Below are 22,499 nucleotides of genomic sequence, written 5' to 3'. Positions count from 1 at the left end.
TCATCCCCTTTATATTAAATTTTAATCCGTACTAATTAATATATTTATTATAACATTTTATGATTACAGGGTCAAAAATATAAAACGATTTTATTTTTTTATTTCTTTATTTTATAACTTGTTTTATTTTTTGTTTTTTATCTTCTTTATTTTGCTCCAGTTGCCATATACTTTTTTACCATTAATAACTTCATATGCTCTTACTTTAACATAGTAAGTTTTATTTGGTTTAAGCTTTCTTACAACTACATTAACTTTCTTAGAAGTTATCTTAATAACTTTCTTTCCGGCAAATTTGTTATTTCTAGCAACTAAAACTTCATAGCCTTTTGCTTTCTTAACTTTTCTTAACTTAATTGCTACTTTCTTAGCTGATTTTTTCTTTACTGCCTTTTTAATTTTTACAGTCTTAACTGCTTTTGTTGTAGCATTTGTTGTTGTAGTTACAGTTTCTGTTGTCTGACTTGCTGTAGTAGAAACATTTGTTATGTCTTTAGCAGTTGTACTTTCCATAACTTTTTTTGTTGTTGTCTCGTCTGTTGTACTTTCCACAACCTCTGTTGTTGTTTCTACAGTAGATTCCTCTGTTGTTTCCTCTTCAATTTCAACTTCAACTGTGTAACCTTCTGTTTCAAATCCATTAAGTTCTGAAGTAATCTTAATTGTATGCTTTCCTGTTTTGTCAAATGTATATGTTACAGTTGTTGCTGCAGGATATTTGTTGTATAACTCTCCATCAACATATACATTGTAAATCTGTCCTAATCTTATCTGTTCTAAGCTCTGCTGCCACATAACTGATACTTCATTTTTATTCTGTTTTGCAATTGCAACACCTTTTACTTCTAATGGTTTTGCCCACTCTACATTAATTGTTGCCTGCTGCATTAATATTGGAGTGTTGTCTTTATCATCAACATATGCTGTAACAATATATTTTCCTGCCTTATCAATGTTTACTGTTGCATTACCATTTTCGTCAGTAACTGCTCCATCGATTGGTGTAACTTCACCTGTTTTAACATCAACAATTCCAATCTTTGCACCTTTAACAGCATGTGTACTTGCATCAATGACTGACTGTTCACATGCACCATACCATGCATAATTATATCCGCTTACTGATACATTAAATGTTTTATCTGTTGTTGTGCTGTCTGTATCAAGCTTAATTGTTGATAAATCATCTGAATATCCTGCATCCTGAAGGAAATAGAAATCAACTACATCATTGTCTGCTGTTTTAGCCTGGTCTACTGTATATCCTGTGTAATATCCATTTACTAATTCATCATTATGTGGATATTTTCCATTAATTGAATACATAAATGTTGAAGCATCTTTTCCAAATGTCTTTGAAACAAATGTACCATACTGGCTTGTACTAAAATCAATGTAATCTTTTGCTGTTGAAGTTGTGAATTTATCTCCGTATACATATTCATGTGCTGCAACGAGAACATCGAGAGCTGATACTCCATCTTTTACTGCATCTGTATAGCCATATCTTTCAGCTAAATATCCATTAACTTCTACTGTCTTTGAAGCTACGATAAATTTGTTATTAGCCTGAGCATTTACCGTAACATTTACATTTTCATTTTCTAATATGCACTTATCAAAGTTTTCATTAGAAATATCTGAAATTGCATTTATTTTTTCTTCTGTAGTCTTACTGTTATCCATAAGTAACTGTGCATACTTAGAAGTAATTTCTACAATTTCATTTTTAGCATCTTCGCTACAATCATTTAACTCTTTTCCTGTTGCATATTTGTAAAGTACTTCATTGCAATCATCTGATGCATAGCTATCTGTTACTGTTGCATATGTAGCATTTACTTTACCGCATACAACTTTATCTTTTGAAACACCGTAACAGTTTGTTACTTTTCCTCTTGTTATTGAACCAATTATTGAGCCTAATGTATCACCTGTTGCAGCACTTGAAACTGTTCCAAGAGAGATACAGTTATTTACTGATGAATCTACAGAACCATTTGCATAACCAACAATTCCACCAATCATTAAACCTGTTTTGCTTTCAATATTTGCTGTATTGATACAATTTTTAACAACTGCACTTGTTGTAATTTCACTTGCGATTCCACCTGCATAACCTGCTGTTGAAATAACATTTCCTTCATTTACACAATTTTCAACTGTGCCATTTGTATTACCTACAATACCACCTGTGTATCTGTTTCCTGAAATAGTTCCTTTGTTCTTTGAGTTTTTAATTACTGTTCCTTTTGTATATCCACAAATACCACCAATGTAACTCCAGTTTCCTTTTACGTAGTCTTTAATTTCAACATTTACATCTGCTGTTACATTATTAATTTCTGTATTTGAAGCATATCCTACAATACCACCTGTATTTGCGTTTATTACACTCATTGTAGATAGAGCTGTAATTGCAACATCACCTTCTACTGTAAGATTTTTTAATTTTGCACCATTTGTATATGCAAATAATCCACCATAAACTGTTGATGCATTAATTGCTGTTTTATCAATTCTTAAGTTGTATATCTTATGATTATCACCATCAAATGTTCCACCGTAATATACATATGCAGAACTTGAAGTATAATAACTAATCTGTGGGAAATTGTATCCTGCAAGATCAATATCCTTTGTTAATTTTGCATTTAATGCTGATGTTGTCTTTGCTGTTGATGAATTTACTTCATTAGCAAACCATGCAAGTTCTGAACCTGTTCCAATTAAATATGTACCTTCTTCATCCATCTGTGGTTCTGTGAATGTTTTTCCATCCCATGCATTTTCATCAGCTTTCTTTAACACAATAGTTATTGTTGTTTTCCCGTCAGTTACCTCTGTCTTTGAACCTAAAGTAAATGTTCCATATTTTGCTACATATCCCGGTGCACTAATGCTGTAACTATATTTTGCATATCCAAGAGCACTGAAATCTTCAACTGTTTCGTTTGTATTTTTATTTACTACAGATAAGTCATAGTCTTTAATTTCATTTCCCTGTTCATCTGTTACATTAACATTAACTCCATAAGTTACCTTTCTATTTACAGGAATAGAGAAATCTGAAATTGTTGAATGCTGTCCTGTAACAATTACTGCGTTAAAGCATGTTCCAACACCTGCATCTGTTAATGTATACATATACTTCCATGCATCTGCATAGCTGTACATTGACTGTAAGTTAATGTATCCGTTTGAAATTGTATAATCTGTCTGTTCCTGTCCATCTTCAAATGTTAAATCAGAAGGTATTGTAACTTCTAATGAACCACTATCAGCAACCTGATACTGTGAAATCTGACCTGTTAACTTAGTACCATCCGGTGTATTTCCTACTATCTGTAATACTACCGGATTGAAAATACCTGAAACCTTTGGAATCGATCTGTAAAGCCCGTCAAATATTATTTTAACCTTATCTCCCGGCATAATTTTTTCTCCGGGATTTGACATGTTTTCATAATTCATCTGAACTTTAGCAGCTCTTACAACCTGATATCCTACAGAACCATTCTTTGATGTAACTTTTATAATGTTATTTCCTTCTTTAAGGTTTACATCATATGTTCCATTTTCATTTGATTCAACTGCTGTTCCATCTTCAAAACTACTATGTAAGTCATCTGTTGTTTTTACCGGAATAACTTCAACTTTATCAATTCCACTTGAAGCATATGGTGCAATGTTCATACTTCCTTCTTTTCCATTAAAGAAGAATGTGTCATAATTCCAGCACCAGTCTTTTCCATTTACATTTTTTACTCCTATATCAGAAATGTCTGATTTTTCATTTCCGACATGGATTATTGCTATACCTGTTCTCTTTGGAGATATTGCAGGGTAAAATCCTCCGCTTGATGTACCATCAACATCTATAGCATTATAGGTAACTGCAATTACGGCTGTTCCTGCTTTAACACCTTTAATATCTAACCAGTTTCCTTTTCCGTTAGTTCTATTATCTTCTACTTCTTCTATATCAATATTATCTGCACCTGATAAAATTTCATAATTAAAATCAGGTTCAATCATTATATTTCCTGCATCACTATTAATAATTTCCCATACTCTGTAAGCTCTGAGTCTAAATGTTTCATCAACGTCAATGTTCTTAACATTCTTATCACTTACATTCATAATTAAGTTTGCTTCATCTCTTGTTAATACTCTGCTGTCTAAGCCACTGAAATCATGACTTGTAACATCTTTTCTATCCAAATCAACTGAAAATGTTGCTGATTGTTCGCTTCCAAGGCTCATATATCCTGCCTTAGTTACATATCCATCTTTAGATACACGATATGAATAATTTCCATTTGACTTTGGAACATAGAAATACCATGTTACTGTTCCATCTGAATTAGTTTTTTGCTTATAACTTTCAATTTCTTTATCCCTAAAGTTGTTCATCTGGAAATATACCTGTGCTTTCGCTTCATCAGGTACTGTAATAGCTGATGTAATTCTTGAAACAACTGAAGGTGACCATGAAAATGTTGAATAACCTTTTTGTACTGTACCGTTAATTCCATATCCATAAGTAAGATCATATTCTTCTGCTATGTCTTTATTTGGATATGCAAAATAATTGTAAAGGCATGCATTTCCCTGAGCTACAAGCATATATGGATAGTATGTAATGCCTGCATTTACATATGGTGTACCAGGTGTAGCTGTACAACTATAATAAGGGCAAACAACTTCTGTAGTATACTGGTCCGCTGTTAAATAATTATTTCCGTCATACTTTGTTCTTGAACTTACATTTGTACATCTGATATATACTGATTTTGAATCATATCCTGACTGAGTTACATTAGATGACATTGGAACGTTAACGCACATACCGCCTAATGGATTTGTATACTCTTGTGTACTTTCATCATATCCAAATGCTCTGTATGAATATGTTCCACCATTTAATGAAGCTGTATATACTCTATACTGTCCACTTGAATCAATATTTCCTCCTTCAAGTTCAATTTCATCTGATTCATCAAATTCATCGTAACCTGTTTCATCATTCTGTCCTAATGTTTTGTATAATTTAATTTCAGGATTCTTATTTGCTCCTGCATTGTCTCTTCCAACATAAAATGTCATATCATATGTTGTTTCTTCCGGATCCTGTACTGTTAAATTAACTGTATAAGTTGCCTCTGAAAGTAATCCTGTTGTTTTACAATAAGCTTTCCAACTATACTTATATTTTCCCGGAGTGCTTTCTGTAACTGCATATTCCGGAAGACTACTTGCGAATCCGATAGTGATTTCTTCATATTTTGAAGGTTCTGACCATGTTTCACTTTCTTCATCGTAAACACTTCTGCTTACATAATAAAGCATTCCATGTTTTTCGCTGTCAGTGAATTTGTCCCCTAAATATGGCTTATATCCATTATAGATATAAGTTGTCTCATTCACTTCTTCCTTTACACCATCGCTTAATGTAATGCATGGTGCTTTTTCTTCTGCTCTTGCAATTGTGACATTGTCAAGTGTCATACCGGCAATCATTGTTATTGCCAATAAAAATGCAAAAATTTTCTTTCCCACTTGTTTCATCTCTTCTCTCCTTTGTTTTTTTAGTCCCATATTTTTGCTGTGAGACTTGCCATAATTAATGAAAGTAAAACTCGCCTGATGGCTTAAACATCATCCATATTTTATTTATCGCCTGCTCTGTTTTTACTTTTTTGCCGAAACATAATTATATATATCAAACACGTTGTTTTTCTTATTTTGCTGCACCGTTTATTGTAAATAAAAAAGTAAAACTCGCCTAATGGCTCAAACATTAGCAACGATAAATAAATAACTTTGTATCAGTAATGGTAATTTTTATTTCATTAACTATGGCAAATTTCACAATTTAAACCAAAAGTTATACTTTTATACATCTTCGCCATAGCTGCAAGTTCCATGCACGTGTAATCTGCAGTTATGGCTACTTATGTATAATTTAACGTTTTATAGATTTTACGGCTGAATATTTTCCGTATATCTTCTTTTTGTCTACTGTTCTGAAACCTCTGATTTTGTAATAATACTTTTTGTTTCTTTTTACTTTTCTGTCTATATATGTTGTCTTCTTATTCGAAGTTATTGTTTTTATTATTTTGAATTTTTTACTCTTTCCTTCTTTTCTGTAGACAACATATCCACTAAAGTTTTTATTTCTGTTCCATTTTATTTTTAAGTATTTTTTGCCCTGTTTTTTTACCTTAAGTCCGTTTGCTTTTTCAAGTTCTGATTTTGTCTGTACAATGGATTCATTTCCTAAAATTACCCCATCTGCCTTATTTGAAATTCTGATAAAAGGAATAATTTTATATTGATATGTACTACCAACTATTGCCTGTGTATCTTCGTATCCTGTTTCTTTAAAGTTTGCAATTTCCTTATATTCCCCTGTTTTATTATCTAACTTATAAAGCAGGTATCCGTCTGCATAACTTAAGTTATTCCAACTTAAGTTTATTTTCTGGAATCCTTTATTGTTTCCGGTAAATCCAAGTGAATTTGAATCCAAATATTCTTTTGCAATTCTTCTGAATACATTTTCAGCATCAATTAACTTTTGGTAGTTAGTTACAAATTTTTCAAGTGAACTATCAAGCTGGTCATATGCATTTCTTGCATCAATTATTGCCTGCTTTGAATCAAGAGTTATAACATCACCTATACCGTTTATTTTATTTACGACATCTGCTGCTTTTTCTTCACCTTCTTTGTCTGTAACGGTAATGTTTACAGTATCTATTAATGGATCAAATTTGCCGTAAGTAGAAAGTTCATCATTATAAAGTACATAATTAAATGAAACTTCCACATCAGACATCACTGACGTCAGTGCTCTATCATCAACAGTTACATATTTAGTAACATTTCTTGTTTTTCCATTTGAATAAAAAGCTGTAACTTCCATTCCGCTAGGGTCAAATTTTTCGCCTGCTTTATATTCAAGTTTATCCGGCTGTTTTGTTACCTGTATTTTTGTTATTTTGCTTCCAAGTGCCATCATGTATGCTGAGTCGTTTTTAAAATACATTGTTCCATAATCATCCGAAATCAAACTGCAGATTGCATAATTTGCCTGAGCACCTTTTGGTGAAAACAAAACGTTATAATCATTTTCGTCCTCGTACTCACTATCTCTTGTTATTATTGCTTCAGTCTGTCCAGGTTTATCTTTAAGCACTCTTATTTTTCCAGGCTCATAGTTATCTATAAAATACACATATGTATATCCGTCTTTATCTTCATATCCTGTTGTTGCAAGTCCACTTGTCTGAGGATATCCTCGTGTACTTAAGGTATAAGCAATACTCATATCCTCCAAATTTATAACCGCAATATGATGACCTGAATTAACTCCGAACTGTTCTTTTCCCTTAACTCCAATATAAGCCCTTTTATTGCAAATAACCGGAGTTGAAGTACTAGAGCTTCCTATATCCAGTTTTTTTACTTCTTCAATTATTCCGTCTGCAGAAATTTTTGCTGAACAGAAGTCTCCACCTTTTGATGTGAAATAAAATCTTTCTGTTTCTTTATCAAAACTAACACTACATCTAATATCGCCTCTTACATCATCATATCTTGATATAAGATTGCCTGTTAACGAATCAAGAACTATCAATGAACCTTTACCTTCTTCATCCGCTTTCGCTCCATCATCTGTTCCTACTACAAGATATTTGTCACATACATAACTTCCTGCCCAATAAAATCCACCTTTTGATGTATATGTCCAGCTCGCTGTCTTTTTTTCTGTTTTGTCATTTACATCTTCATCTGTAACTGACAAACAAACATAATTTGCATTTCCTGTCTCACCATTCCAAAATCCTGTATAAATATATCCGTTGTGATAGGTAATCGGTGAATTTGGCTGACCATATAATGGGTCTTCATAAACCCATAAGGATTCTAATGTATCTGCATTAAATGCCTGTATTGCTCCACTTGCAAGTGCAACAAATATCATTCCGTCTGCATATGTTGGAGGTGTAATATTAAAAGCTGAGGTTCTTATCATGTTTCCACTTTTAATTACTTTTCCTGTTATGGTATCTACCTTTACAATCGATGTCGCTGTAGTATATACCAAATCATCTCCAACAAGAATCGGCGAACTTGGCGCCCCGCTTCCAAATCCCGTACCAACTTTTTCTGCCCAATAGAGCATAGAATTTGTATAGTCAGTAGGTGTTAATGCTTTTGTCACACCATTATTTTCATCATTGCCTCTGAAATTACTCCATATAGAAGTAATTCCTTTATTTATTGCATTATTAACATCAGCTTCTTTTAGTGTTGCATCTATATTAGTATTTGCTCCTGCAACAAAGCTTCCACTTACAGATTTATATCCGTATTTAGTAACGACATAAGTATATTTTTCACCTTCAAGCAAGTTTTCTGCCGTAAACTGCGTATCAACAACATTTTTACCTGCTATAATTTCTCCATCACTATTTTTTATCTGAATAATACTTCCGTTCGTTAATTTAAAATCTGTATTAGCAAGATTTGTTTTTGCAATTTTAATTATGTAAGTCGAATAACTGCACTCATCTTTTTTAGCACTAATCTTTATTCCATCTATTTCTGTGCTAATATCAATCTTACTGTTTCCATCAACAGGTTCGTCATTTACATATATGTTGTAATTTTCATCATATGGAACTATCTGTGTTTCTATCTTTTCCAAATTTTTCGGAATGCTTATTTCATATTCGTAAGTATCCCTGTTGAATTCAGGTTGTATGGAAATATTTCTGCCTGTTTTTTCATTTGCAAATGTAATACCTTTTAATGTTGTCTGTCTTTTTATATTGAATGTGTATTTTTCTACAACTTTGTTATAAGCTGCTGTTAATACAAATTTATTATCAACAGTTCCTTTTTCAATGATTTTTCCCAGTTTCTTTCCCAGTTCATCATTTCCACTGATAGTTATTTCTTTGCTTTCACCATTTGTATCCGTATAGTTAGCTTTAATTTCTGTTCCATCAGGTACACTTTCTTCTAATCCCACCTTTACGCATACTGAATCTTCATAATCGGGAACCGTAATTGTATATTCTTTTGTATTTGCATCAAATGGTGCATCAAACTTATAAGATTTCGAATTATCTGAAATGCCATTACTTATTTCAATGTTTTTTATTAATCTGCCGTCATATTCTCCGGGATGATTTTCTGTTGTTTCTTCTGATACGTTTTCTCCGGAAACATTGATTACTGCAATTGGTGGTGCAACGCATGCATTTCCTGAACTCAATTTATAATTTTCATAAGTTGATGTTGATGAAACATAATAAGTTCCGGGTTTGTCAAATGTTAATGTTATCTGTCCATTATCGTCAGTTTCCTGACTTAATTCTTTCCAATTATCATTGTTATAATCCGACACCGCCTGCAAAGCATTACAGTACACTACTTTTTCACCGGGCATCGCTTCACCTACGAAAGATGAATTACCATCATTTGCTGCATTTGTTGCAGTTCCCCTCATTGTCAAAGTTATGTTTTCATTTGTATGTATGTCAAAAATTCCGGAATTTGTACACTTTGTGCTTTCACTTGTAAAAAATGAAAATGCACCCGTGTGATAGAAATCCCAATCAGAAAACATTGCCACATCGATTTCCATTCCATCTTCAAGTAAAATATAGTCAGATGTTGACCCCCATCCTGCTGCCTGAAGCGGATATTCGTGATTAACATAATACATTAAGTTTTCATCATGTCCCCAAAATCTTGTCATATATAAACTTGTTGCAGAACCGGAAATACTCATTGCATCCTGTAATCTGTCATTTACTACAAATTTTTCTCCTTTTCTAAGATAATACTTTTCAAGCATTTTAATGAAAAGATGAAGTAATGTCGGTCTTTCTACAATTTTATCACTATTGTATCTTCCACCTTCTTCAAATGAATCTGCTTCATATCTGTAGTAATCCTCCATACCATATTCAGCTAAGTCAAAATAACTTATAGTCACAGGAATATGGCACAAAACAGTTTCATTATCATCATTTCCCGTTACAAATTTTCCATCTTCACTCAATGTAAAATAAACTGTAACGGTACCTTTCTCTTCTGTTTCTCCATATACAGTAATTAGACTTCCACAATTAGCAAAACATGTGGTTATTACAATTATTAAACTTAAAATCAATCCATAAATTCTTTTTTTCATTTCATTCTCACTCATTTTACTTTATATGTTTTTTCATAAACTATTTGCTACTATCTTATATTTCTCTTATTTTGCATTTAAACATTATTTAAGGCTTCCATATTTATAAACAAATTTCCATTTGAATTTCTGCCATTTGCTAAGTTTCAGGAAAATATCTTTTCTAACATTTTCACAGTAATATTTCATTTGATTTACCTGCTCTTTAGTACAGGTCTGATTGCTATATCTTGCCTTTTGATATAATGTCATCATTTCCAAATATCCTTCTTCACACTCACTCTCATAAGCCTTTAGAAATTCTTCATATTTTTCTAAATTCTTAAATCTATTTGTTTTATCAATGATAAAGTATGCATTCATAAGATATGAAAATAAACTCATTATTGCCTTATTTGCATTGGCATTGTTGTTATCCTGTTTTATATTTTTTCTGATAAAATACAATCTTACTTCATATACAGCAGCCGCAATAATTACAATTGCTAATAAACTGCAAATAATCCATATCAGGTAATTTAATTCAGATTCATTTTTATCATTATCATCCTTTTTTTCTTTTTCAGGTTCTTCACCATTATAATTATCTCTGTCTATTTCCTGACTAATCTGCCTGTTATCATTTGTTTCATTCTCCAAGCCCGATGTAAAGCTGTCATTCGTTCCCATCAAATCCATATATGATTTAATAGTTTCAAATGGAATCCATCCAACACCATCCTGATAATATTCTGCCCAACAATGAAAATTATTCTTAGGTATGTTAATAGTGCTGTTATCATCAGCATCTTTCACATCATCCTGCGTAATAAGATATCCTTCAACATACCTTGCCGGTATTCCAAAGTATCTGAACATTAAAACTGTTGCCGTAGCATAATCTTTATCATTTCCTGATTTGCTAACTTCCATAAATTCATTTAAAAAATTTCCATAATCATTTATCCCCTGAAACTTTTTACTATATTTAATATTTTTATTTAAATAATTTAGTATCTCTGATTTCGCGTAACTGTATGAATCATGATTATCATTATCCTTTTTCAAATATGTACCAAGTATTTCCTTTTGCTTTACTGTCAAATCCAAATATGTTTTATATACAAATTCATTATAGTAATTTTCGTTTTTTAAATACTTTGTCGGCTTATCTCCATTATTTTTAAGATTTTCCACAATATCTGAATAATTAGTCACTATGTTATCTGACACATCAAGTTCATATTTTCTTGTGCCATATAAGCCTTTTGACAGAAGCTTTTCATCTCCTATTTCATCTTTATCTGTTAACCCATCATTATCTGAAACATATTCATATGGTGAATAAATGTATTTAGAAGATGCCCCTAAAACATTAATAGTCATCTTGTTTATATCAATTTCACTATTGCCCTCGCTTTTTGCATTAAACAATTGTGTCTGCCCATAAAAATTTTCTTTATGTAACCAGAAGAATAAATCTGCATACTTGTACAGTTTCTTTTTATCTGTTTCCTTCCAACCGTTTTGTGAAAAATCTCCTGCCACTAAGCCTTTCAAATAATAAGACTGTGGCTTTGACATTTTTACTTTCAATGCAATCTTATTTTTCTTTAAATATCTCAAATCATCTGTTTTATGATTTATATTTTGGTTTAAGTTCTCCAACATCTTATCTGTATTAGTCTCATATGATATTGGAACACATAAAATGCTAATAACAAGCATTGAAAAGACTATTAATACTTTACTTTTATTATTTTGTTCAAATGCACTGCTTAATCTTTTTTTATTTAGGCAAATTATATTTGCAAATATTAAAACTGCTGCCATAAGGCAACTTTTTTTTCCACCAAACATTCCCTGAATAACTACTGTGACTATTATTCCAATTGCAAATACTGCCTGATTTTCATATTTAATTGCAATATATAAAACAATTGCAATTAAAGCTAATAGTCCTATTAAAAGCAAATCCATTTTAAAGTCAGGATTTAATATGTACTTTTGAGTAATCATTCCATATTTTTTTCCGATTAAATCAGAAATATCATTTAAAATAACTTTCATATTTAATCCAAATGCCGTTATCCTAAACTCTGTCACTTTAAATACAAACCCTGTTATTCCAACCAGAACAATTAATTCCATAATCAAAGTCATCAAAATATCTGTTGATTTTTTATCTTCTTTATTCAGTTTTCTTAAATCAACAGTATTTTGATTTTTCATATTTTAATTGCCCTTCTTTGTTTTAAGTTGTGCGAATTTAATTCATCATCTACAGTAAGCCACGTAACGCCTTTTGCCGCTATATTATGTACATCAGATTTTGTTTCTGCCACAATAACCGTATGTGCTTTTTCAAATGACATTTTTGCTATATAATTCTCATATTCTGATGTCTTGTTTAAGCATTTTCCTGCTGCTAATACTTTAGGTAATCTGCTTACTAAATCCTGTTCACTTCTTATGTTATATGAAATATATTTTTCTTTATCTTCCTGCCACCATCCTATAGTATGAGGAATATTTTCGTTAAAAAGATTCCTACTTAATGATATGAACATTTCTGCTAAAGCATCCGCCATTTCATATTTGGAATTTTCAAATCGGTTGTCAAAAATTAATATGATTGAATCTTCTGCCTCTTTAGCCATTTTTTTAACCATTGGATTTTCATATTTACCTGTTAATTTCCAATGGATATTTTTAATGTTATCTCCAATCTGATATTCCTTAATATCAAATACCTCTCCTGAAACTCCTGCTACATTCTCCATAAATTGCCATGTATCTGACGCTTCCTTTGCATTCGAATTTCCAAGTTCAATGTCCTGTGTAATGGTATATGGTATAACATATATCTGCTGACTTTCATTAAAATTTTTATTAATAGACGCTATTCCCCAAATATCAAATATCTCGATATTTTTCAGTTCTACCTTTATGCATCCACAATATTTAGATTCAAGTTCAAGTGGCATTTCACTTTTCTTTGTTATACCAAGGAACAAATTCTCTTTAACTTTCTTTGTCTCGCCTGTAAGTATGTTCTTTATTTCAAAATTAAGAACCATCTCATTTAATGGAACAGGGTATTTATTGTTTACTATTATTTTTCCTGTAACATTTTTGCCCTTATCCACTACATTTGTGAATTTAAGCTCTGCATTTAAATTCGTAGTTGCTAATTTTGCATAGGCAAATGTAAGTATTCCTGTCAAAATCATAATTATAGGAATTATTAAAAATAATTTCTGCCGCCACACTACTGCTGATATCAGAAATAATAACAGCAGTAAAAAAAATCCTAAGCTCTTTCTATTCATTTTCTACACTTTCTATTATTTCTTTCATTATTTCGTCAGTGTTTACTTCATTAATCATTGACCTTGATTCCACGATTATACGGTGACTGCATACATCTTTAAAAATATATTGAACATCCTGTGGCACTACATAATCTCTTCCACCAAGCATCGCTTTTGCCTTCGCCATTTTGCAAATTGCCAATGCTCCTCTAGGGCTGATTCCTAATTTTATGAGTTCATGTTCTCTCGTTTTTTCTACAAGCTTACTTATATATTCATAAATTTCATCTGACACATAAATATTCCCCGCCAATTCCTGCAGGTTTATTAATTCATTTTTATTAATAACATGCTTTACTTTGTCTAACGGATTCTCATGATGTCTGTCTTTCATAATTTCTATCAGATTATTCATATCCGGATATCCCATATTAAGTCTAATCATAAATCTGTCTAACTGAGAATTTGGAAGACTTTGTGTTCCAATCCATCCTGTAGGATTTTGAGTTGCAATTACAACAAATGGTTTTTCCACTGTTCTTGTAACTCCATCTACCGTTATCTTTCCTTCTTCCATTACTTCAAGTAACGCAGATTGGGTTTTGCTTGAAGCTCTGTTAATTTCATCTGCAAGCAATAGATTTGTCATTGCACACCCTTCCATATATTGAAATTCGCCACTATTTTTGTTATATACCGAAAATCCTGTTATATCTGATGGTACACTATCGGGTGTAAACTGCATTCTCTTATAATCAAGTCCTAATACTTTACTAAAAGTTAATGCCAATGTAGTTTTTCCTACTCCCGGCACATCTTCTAATAAAATATGTCCTCCGGCTAATATCGCCATTAATACTTTTTCTATGATTTCATCTTTACCTATTACAACCTTTTTAACTTCTGAAACAATATCTTCTATTTTTTTATTCATCTTTAATACCTTTCTTTTGAAAGCCTAGTCGTTTAATATGTAACACTATATTTATCTTTGATACCATAAGAACCGCTTGACGGATTATATCCTCCAATATCCTTTCCATATGCCAAAGTGTATCTAATCTTTATATCATCACCATCTTTTGGCTTATATTCCGACATTCCGTATTCTTTATATTCATCATTAACACTATACGCCCAACCTGAACCCTGACAGAAATCAAGTTGTCCTAAGCTATCCATGTCATATATGTACTCTCCGGTTGAAGGGTCTATATTAAACTGAAGTCCATCCTCAATGATTTCATCTTTTAATTTATCATCAATCATCCAGCCTCTTAAAATTCCCGGTCTTGATATAGTTTCAAGATAAAATCCTTTATCCACTGTTCCGCTGTTTGTATATGAGAATCCGCTTTTCTCTATAGCACGTTCAAATATATCTGCTGCGTTATCTCCATAATAAATATCTACTGTTTTAGGTCTTAATAGGACTCCTAAATGAATAACCTTCGCATCGATGCTTACTGTTGCCGTACCAATAACGGTTCCTTCATCTATATATGTACATTTTAATTTGTAACTATATTCCTTATACCTTCCATCGCTGTCTGTTATCTTAACTTCAAGGCTATTGTCTCCATTTTGCAAATTAAGCAAATATCCAACATAATTAGCAGACCATCTGTACTGAATTTTCTTTCCATTTAATTTAACTTCAATTCCGTCATAATAAATTTTGTTCTTCTTATAATCCATCGCTCCGATGTATAAAGTAAAACTTTCGCCTTTTATCTCCATTCCATCAGTAACATTTATATATGAAATAACCGGTTCAGTATCTTTTGTAGCTAATGGAACATATTTAACTGTATAAGTTTCATTTAAAGATACGTTTCCTGAATCTGTTGCCTTAAGCCTTATAGTGTTGTTGCCAATTTTTAGACCAGCATTATACGTTCCTTCATTTCCTGCAATTATGTTCCCATTAACAATTACAGATAATTTCGCCTTATCTGTTCCATTTCTTATAACTGCCTGAAATTCAATATTTTCTACATTAACTGTTTTATTTTCCAAATCGGTTTCAATTCCAAAACCATCCTCATATTCAAGAGTTATTTCATACTTTTTTGTAATCGAATATTTATCATATTCAGCTTTTGCGACTATTGTGTTTTTTCCTTTTTTTAAAATTACAGAATATTTGCCATCTTTTCCCGTTATATTTTTACCATTTAACGATACCTTTACATCTGCATCATTTTCACCCATTTTTGCCTGCAAATTAAATTTGAAAAACGGATTGTTTACAGTCTGGTCCTTCAAATCTGTTGATATAAACAAATTGCCTGTATCTACATTTACCGTATATTTTTTCTTTGCAATAATTTCACGGCCGTCATCTCTTCTATAATTAACCACTATTTCTATAGTATTGGTTCCTTCCTTAAGAATAACTCTGCCATCAAAATTATTTATCTGCTCATCATTCACATACACTAACTGTTGTTCTACCGTAAGACTTTCAACTAAATGTGTAATCGTAAATGCATATTCATATGTAGAAATTGTTTCTCCATCTATAATTGAAGTTGTAAAATATAGGGTTTCTGTTTTTTGATTAACCTTATTAGCAAAAGATTTACCCTTGCTTTTACCTGATTTTCCTTCACCTGCGGATTCTTTTCCATTTCCTGATTTGTTAGAAGTGCCTTTCAGACTTACATTTCCATTGCCATTTGTTTCGTTATTAGTCTCTTCGCTGTTGTCATTATTTTTATTTTCATTATTCTCCTCACTATCCGCATTTTGCAAATTAGAATAGTCATTAAATTCATCTACCTGCAAATCATCATTTTCATACACTTTAGATGCCTTTGCCTCATTATTCATTGGATTTACAGGTGCATCGCCTTTGTGATATAAAATCCCCCATGTTCCTATTATTAAAGCCACGGCTGTTAGTATTACAATTATTCTATTAATAATCCGTTTATTATTTTTCACCATAGCCTCTCCTAATTTTCATTTTTAAAAAATGGCAACAAAAAAACACATCCTCCTCACCCGGAAAATATATTTAAACCGCATATATGGCAGGTCTCCTGACTCAGCTTCATCCTTAAAAGCGCCTTCCCGGTTTCCCAGTGACATATTGCTTTCTCGTCTGCATTACAGTAGTGGTGACTGCTTCGGGTTCTAACCGAATTCCCTATTAATCGACACGAATATAATTCTGTCAAACCATATACTGATATGAAATTTAAATCGTATTAATGATAGCATTATTATTTATATAATGCAATTCTTTTGTATTGTTAATTAGCAAAAGAGTGACTATTTTGGTCACTCTTTTACTCTTAATATACCGTATAGTCTATAATTGAACCTTTGTAGTTTGCTTTATACACATATACATAATTGTTTATACTTTACCTCAACTCCTTCAAATGGTCTAAATTATTAACTATAGTGTCGTGCTTGAACATTGTACATATTAAAGTATAAACCTTTTTCGTTTTCCATTAATTCCTCATGGCTTCCCTCTTCAACTACTAAACCATTCTCCAAGACTATTATTCTATCGCAGAATCTGCATGATGATAGTCTGTGAGAAATGTAAATTGCTGTTTTCCCATGAACCAGTTTGTCAAAGTTCTTGTAAACTTCGTATTCAGAAATAGGATCAAGTGCTGCCGTAGGTTCGTCAAGAACAACTATAGGTGCATTCTTATACAATGCTCTTGCAATAGCAAGTTTCTGAGCCTGACCGCCTGATGGTTCAACGCCGTTTTCCACAAACATTTTATAAATATGTGTGGAATCTTTTTCTTCTAGGCCGGTAATCCAATCCTCAATTCCTGCAATCTTGTATATTTCTTCTAAGTCAACTTTTTTGTCCTGAAAAACTGTTACATTTTCCTTTATTGTAAAAGCAAAAAGTCTGAAATCTTGAAATACTACAGACAACAATCTTATATATTCCCTAAAGCTGTACTCTCCGGCTTCCTTGCCGTTTATTAATATTTTTCCTTCGTAATTGTCGTACAAATGGCATATTAACTTTATGAAGGTAGTCTTCCCGGCACCATTTTGTCCTACAATGGCAACATGTTCTCCTGACTTAATTGTTACTGACACGTTTTTAAGAATATATTTTTCTGTGTTTGGATATTTAAAACTTACATCCTTAAATTCAATTTCACACTTATTAAAGTCTGTCAAAATATTTTCTATTTCTTCTAAAGTTATATTGTCTGACAATCCGTTTTCCGCTGCTGAACTATCAAATTCATTGTCTTCAACAGCTACACTTTCAACAAAATCAATATAGAACTTTAAAACTGAAGATGTATAATTCATTTCAAGATATGAATTAACTATGTTTCTAATTGCACTTGCAAACTCGCCTGTAGCCTGAAATAAACTTGAAAACTCGCCAATGGAAATGGTTTTGTTAAAAATATTTACCACCAGCAATATATAAATGGTCATATCACTTACAGAATAAAATATATTATTTACATTCCAATATTTCAAGAATCCCATGAAATATTTTTTACTTGTATCATATATTCTGTCCACATAGCCGTCATATTTCTTTTCAAATATTTCTGACGCGTCATAAAGACGAATGTCCTTTGCATATCTGCTTTCCTGCAATTCAGTATTAAAATATGTACTGCCTCTTTCCACATTGCTCATTTCTTTGAAGAACTTACGTCTGCCCTTGTTTACTTTCGATGTGGTATAAGAGTTTACCGCAAAAGAAATAATTACAGGAATCATTAACCAAGGAATTCTTGTACAAACAAGAACCACAACTCCAAGTGCTACAAAGAACTTAGTGATAATGTTTGCCAGTGCTGTAATAAGACCATTAACCTGTCCTGTTTCATTTAATGCTCTTTCCGCATTTTTAATAATATCTAAAACATCTGTGTCCTCTGTATTTTTAAACTTCATTTTAATGCAGTTCATACATAAATTGGTTTTAAATATTCTGTCAAACTTTTCGCCAATTCTTGATATGTTTTCTCCTGTCCACTTCTTAAGGTTTGAACAAATAAAACTTCCAATACAAATAAAAGCTACCCAAAACACAATCCAAAACATATTTCTCTTAGATTCATCTGCAATTTCATCAATAAGATACTGGGTTCCAAGAATTGTTACAAAGGGAGACAGTGAATTTACAATTATGTTTAAAATAAGAAAAGCATAATATTTCTTGTCATTCTGCCACGCAAATTTTCCAAAAAACTTAAAGCAACGGATATTATCTTTATTATTTTTCATACTACTGTCCTCCCTCCATTTCAACTTTTAATGCTTCTACACCTTCATTGATTTCTAAATCAGCATCTTCCACATTATCGCTGTTTTTTTGTTTTTCATCATAATATTGTGACTGAATGCCAAACATATAAGCATATTTTCCATTCTTAGCCATTAGTTCTTCGTGAGTTCCTTCCTCAACAATTGTTCCATCTTCAAACATTGCAATCTTGTCGCAGAACCTTGTACTTCCAAGTCTGTGTGAAATAAAAACTGCTGTTTTTCCATAAATCATATTTTCAAATTCACGATACATTCTGTCCTCTGCCAACGCATCAAGTGCTGCTGTAGGTTCGTCCAAAATAACAACTTTTCCATCTTTATACAAAGCCCTTGCCATGGCAAGTCGCTGTTTTTCCCCTCCTGACAAATCAATTCCTTCTTTATCAAAAATTTTTAATAAATTAGTATGTATGCCCTTTTCGTATGAATTGATTTTTTCACTTAAACCACTTTGCTCCAGCACCTCATTTATCTTATTCATATCAGTTTTGTCTTCCTCTGCAAATGAAATATTCTGATAGATTGGCATTGCAAAACATTCCACATTTTGGAATACAGGTGAAAACAGTTTAAAATATTCTTCCCTGTTGTATTCTTTTATGTCAACATCATTTAAAAGGATTCTTCCTTCACTTGGTTCGTACAACTTCATCATAAGTTTTATGAAAGTAGTTTTTCCGGCACCGTTAACGCCAACTACCGCAAGTTTCGCTCCATTCTTAATGGTTAGATTAACATTCTTTAAGACATAATTATCGTGTCCCGGATACTTAAAGCTTACATTTTCAAATCTAAATTCAAACTTATCAAGATTTATTTCTGTAATGTGACCATCTTTTTCATCTGCTGTTTCCCTGTCTTCCTTCCAGTCAACAAAGTTTCTGTAATCATTAATCATAAGACTATTAGTTCTCATATCTGAATAAATCCAGTTAACATATCCTACTGACGCATGGAATGTAGATACAAGTCCAACATAAAGAACAAAATCTGATATCTGATACGCACCTGTAACAACATTGTAAACAAGCCATGTGTACATAAGAATCTTCTGAACAATCAATACTGATCCAAGGCTTACTTCCCACAAAACCATTCTGTTGTGATGCTTCCTGTTTAATTCTTTGTATGTTTCATTTACACCTGATAACTGATTGAAAAATGCATTTGACATATTAAAAAGTCTGATATCTTTTGCAAAATCAAAATTCTTTGTAGTTGACTCTAAGTAATTCATTTTACGCCATGTTGGTGCCATTGCATCTGAAAACTTGATCTTATCTCTTTTTGTAAAGAAAGATGAAATCTTTACTATTCCAAAAGATATTACAATGAAAATTATCATCATTAATAGATTTTGGATTCCTATTAATGCCGCTGACAAAATCATTAATGTTCCCTGGGCAATAAAATTTCTACTTTGGTATAAAACTCCATGAAATCCTTTGCCTCTGTTCAATGCTGTTTTTGCTCTTTGGGCATAATCAAGAAAATCCGGTGATTCCATGTTTTTAAAGTCAGTATGAAATAACTTGTCCATTCTCTTCTTTTCAACATAGCCTTCTGTCTTTCGATATTCAAACTCGAAACTGTTGTAACATGTAGTGCTGATAACATCTAAAATCATCATTATTAAGCAAATAATTACTGTATACATAATTATTGTGTTAAATGGCAAATCATCCTCAATAAATGACAGCACATATTTAGGAGCATATGAATTTAACAAAGTTCCCACTATGTCTCCTATAGGCTTAATTAATGTAATTGCCAGCAATTTTAAATTGCTCTTTCTCTCAATATTTAGGGCATAAATAAAATTATTTAAAAAGTTATATTCCTTCTGTTTTTTCATATGTCTCCTCTTTACTAATGTTACATCTAATTTAATTTTGCGACTTTCATTTTCACATAAATAAAATCAGAAATAAAAGTATACTTTCCTTTTCCTTTAACTTCTTTAACAAAACCTATTTCTTTTAATTTTTTCATAACATTCTTAGCCGTTGAAGTTGAACATTTCAATACTCTCTATCTCAGGAGCACCAAATATCCGATTAGTTTCAATTTCTTCATATATTTTTAATATGTTTTTTCGTTGGTTCATTATAATTCTGACTCTCAATAGCAAACTTTATATTTTGAAAAGACAACTTTTTACTCTCAATAGTTAACTTTTCAGACAAATAGGCATCTTTTTCAACGTTGAAATTATAAATGACTGCGTGCAACACAAAAGCATTTGTATGATAAACTGAAAGCTATTGGTGGATATACATTCTGGTCATATTGGGTTCTCCATCTCCCTGTACCATGCACAAAAATTCCCAACCGTATCTTTCATAGAAACTGGTATGGTCTGTAATCAAATAGACAGGTGTTATGTTTTTTGATTTTAAATCTTCTACAACCATATTAAGCAGATGTCCTGAGATGCCCTGACATCTATATTCCTCTTCTGTGTAGACTGCACAAACATTCGGAGTGAGATCTTTTCGAGCATGGAAATCGTTCTCGATTACTCCCAGCCCACCTACAATTTTATTTTCATCCAAGCAAATATACCAACCATATTCTGTTTTCTTATTCAGATAAGCTTCCATACATTCAAGATAAGCTTCTGTTGGAACTCCCCATTTACTGTGAAACCATTCGGCTGCACAATTTTTTAGTTCTGGCTTTTCTCTTAAAGAAATATACGTGTAATTTTTCATTTTTTCACCATAATCCTTTTTCAAATTTCTTTATCTCTACAAATTTTTATCTATATATTTAAAATAAGGTTTCTTATTAACCTCTGTACTATGTTCCAAATACCATTTAACACTATCTCTCAATCCGTCTTCTAATGATATGGTTTCTGGGTATATTTTGTTTTGACATGATACATTCTTTTGCAAAGTCTATAGCCTCTTTTACACTAATTCTACAACTTACATTTTATTCAAATCAATCCAAAATCTTTGTTCCATAACACCATCAACTACAACTTCGTTTTCTAGTATTCCTCCATTGTTTTCAATACTTTTAGCCGAACCGATATTTCCTTTATCACAAACCATCAGAACTTTATTTATTCCTAGCTTTCTACACTCGTCCAAAGCCAACGATATCATTTTTGTTGCAATCCCTTTTCTTCTCTCTGATGGACGAACACCATCTCCTATGTGTCCACCATTTAATAACAACTCTTCGTTTAAATAATGTCTAATATTTACAGCACCTACAACAATGTTTCGTTCTTCATCTAAGCAAAAAAACGTAGAATCAGGAACTAAGCCCTCACTCGTGTCTTTTACTTCCAGATTGTTACAATAGTAATCAAAATCACTATAATCTAAACGACCAATTACACAAGGTATAATTTCTTCGCCAGTATTATTCCACTCATCCAACATATCTACGATTTGATTACGATATTTATTTGTTGCTTTTACTAACTTAAGTTTCACAATAATACCTCCGTCACTAATCCTTTGTTATTAGAATTTATATATCTCCTCTATAATGCACCAATTCCGCTTTGTATATCAAATTTATTTTCTCACATTATATCATCTTCATCTTCTAAATTCCATTTTTCATCTTGGTATTCCCCCTATTTTGATTATTAAATTAATTATTTCTTTACCAATCTTCTCATTATAGATTTTCCTATTTGTAATGTACCAAATCGTATGGATAGTATTTCATATCTTTTAATA

Annotated in this window: 10 protein-coding genes and 1 riboswitch; all 10 genes read right to left on the bottom strand. The window is 31.8% G+C overall.

Annotated elements, in window-relative coordinates; translation table 11 throughout:
* Window positions 1-123: 123 nt before the first annotated feature.
* The 10 genes from ABMA45_RS00735 to ABMA45_RS00690 all read right to left on the bottom strand — a co-directional run bounded on the left by ABMA45_RS00735 (window position 124) and on the right by ABMA45_RS00690 (window position 22,247).
* Window positions 124-5,571: a carboxypeptidase-like regulatory domain-containing protein gene (locus ABMA45_RS00735; RefSeq protein ID WP_022087969.1), complete on the bottom strand. Its 5,448-nt coding sequence runs from the start codon at window positions 5,569-5,571 to the stop codon at window positions 124-126.
* Window positions 5,572-5,968: 397 nt separating this feature from the next.
* Entirely contained in the window at window positions 5,969-10,219 is a 4,251-nt protein-coding gene (locus ABMA45_RS00730; protein WP_022087968.1) for a cadherin-like beta sandwich domain-containing protein, read from the bottom strand.
* Between the two features lie 84 nt (window positions 10,220-10,303).
* Entirely contained in the window at window positions 10,304-12,430 is a 2,127-nt protein-coding gene (locus ABMA45_RS00725) for a transglutaminase-like domain-containing protein (protein WP_022087967.1), read from the bottom strand.
* Window positions 12,427-13,530 carry a DUF58 domain-containing protein gene (locus ABMA45_RS00720; RefSeq protein WP_022087966.1) on the bottom strand — a complete coding sequence of 368 codons (1,104 nt, stop codon included), beginning with the start codon at window positions 13,528-13,530 and terminating at the stop codon, window positions 12,427-12,429. Before ABMA45_RS00720 ends, ABMA45_RS00725 begins: the two co-directional genes overlap by 4 nt.
* Window positions 13,523-14,446, bottom strand: a complete 924-nt coding sequence (locus ABMA45_RS00715; protein ID WP_022087965.1) for an AAA family ATPase — start codon at window positions 14,444-14,446, stop codon at window positions 13,523-13,525. Before ABMA45_RS00715 ends, ABMA45_RS00720 begins: the two co-directional genes overlap by 8 nt.
* Window positions 14,447-14,478: 32 nt before the next feature.
* Window positions 14,479-16,464 carry a DUF4430 domain-containing protein gene (locus tag ABMA45_RS00710; RefSeq protein WP_022087964.1) on the bottom strand — a complete coding sequence of 662 codons (1,986 nt, stop codon included), beginning with the start codon at window positions 16,462-16,464 and terminating at the stop codon, window positions 14,479-14,481.
* A 67-nt stretch (window positions 16,465-16,531) separates the two neighbouring features.
* Window positions 16,532-16,718, bottom strand: a riboswitch (cobalamin riboswitch).
* Between the two features lie 199 nt (window positions 16,719-16,917).
* Window positions 16,918-18,753: an ABC transporter ATP-binding protein gene (locus tag ABMA45_RS00705; RefSeq protein WP_022087963.1), complete on the bottom strand. Its 1,836-nt coding sequence runs from the start codon at window positions 18,751-18,753 to the stop codon at window positions 16,918-16,920.
* Window position 18,754: 1 nt separating this feature from the next.
* Window positions 18,755-20,650, bottom strand: coding sequence for an ABC transporter ATP-binding protein (locus tag ABMA45_RS00700; RefSeq protein ID WP_022087962.1), 1,896 nt, complete (start codon window positions 20,648-20,650; stop codon window positions 18,755-18,757).
* A gap of 406 nt (window positions 20,651-21,056) precedes the next feature.
* A complete protein-coding gene (locus tag ABMA45_RS00695; protein WP_346432189.1) occupies window positions 21,057-21,533 on the bottom strand; it encodes a GNAT family N-acetyltransferase in 477 nt (158 codons plus the stop codon).
* Between the two features lie 195 nt (window positions 21,534-21,728).
* Window positions 21,729-22,247 carry a GNAT family N-acetyltransferase gene (locus ABMA45_RS00690; protein WP_022087960.1) on the bottom strand — a complete coding sequence of 173 codons (519 nt, stop codon included), beginning with the start codon at window positions 22,245-22,247 and terminating at the stop codon, window positions 21,729-21,731.
* Window positions 22,248-22,499 lie beyond the last annotated feature (252 nt).

This window comes from Eubacterium sp. CAG:156, from assembly GCF_000434315.1.
Classification (GTDB): Bacteria; Bacillota; Clostridia; order Lachnospirales; family Lachnospiraceae; genus Eubacterium_U; species Eubacterium_U album.
Note: the sequence above shows the minus strand (reverse complement) of the source record. Positions and strands in the feature narration are given on the sequence as shown.

Coding starts and splice junctions, on each gene's coding strand:
- ABMA45_RS00735 (WP_022087969.1), bottom strand. CDS start 5,571: ATGAAACAAGTGGGAAAGAAAATTTTTGCATTTTTATTGGCAATAACA.
- ABMA45_RS00730 (WP_022087968.1), bottom strand. CDS start 10,219: ATGAAAAAAAGAATTTATGGATTGATTTTAAGTTTAATAATTGTAATA.
- ABMA45_RS00725 (WP_022087967.1), bottom strand. CDS start 12,430: ATGAAAAATCAAAATACTGTTGATTTAAGAAAACTGAATAAAGAAGAT.
- ABMA45_RS00720 (WP_022087966.1), bottom strand. CDS start 13,530: ATGAATAGAAAGAGCTTAGGATTTTTTTTACTGCTGTTATTATTTCTG.
- ABMA45_RS00715 (WP_022087965.1), bottom strand. CDS start 14,446: ATGAATAAAAAAATAGAAGATATTGTTTCAGAAGTTAAAAAGGTTGTA.
- ABMA45_RS00710 (WP_022087964.1), bottom strand. CDS start 16,464: ATGGTGAAAAATAATAAACGGATTATTAATAGAATAATTGTAATACTA.
- ABMA45_RS00705 (WP_022087963.1), bottom strand. CDS start 18,753: ATGAAAAATAATAAAGATAATATCCGTTGCTTTAAGTTTTTTGGAAAA.
- ABMA45_RS00700 (WP_022087962.1), bottom strand. CDS start 20,650: ATGAAAAAACAGAAGGAATATAACTTTTTAAATAATTTTATTTATGCC.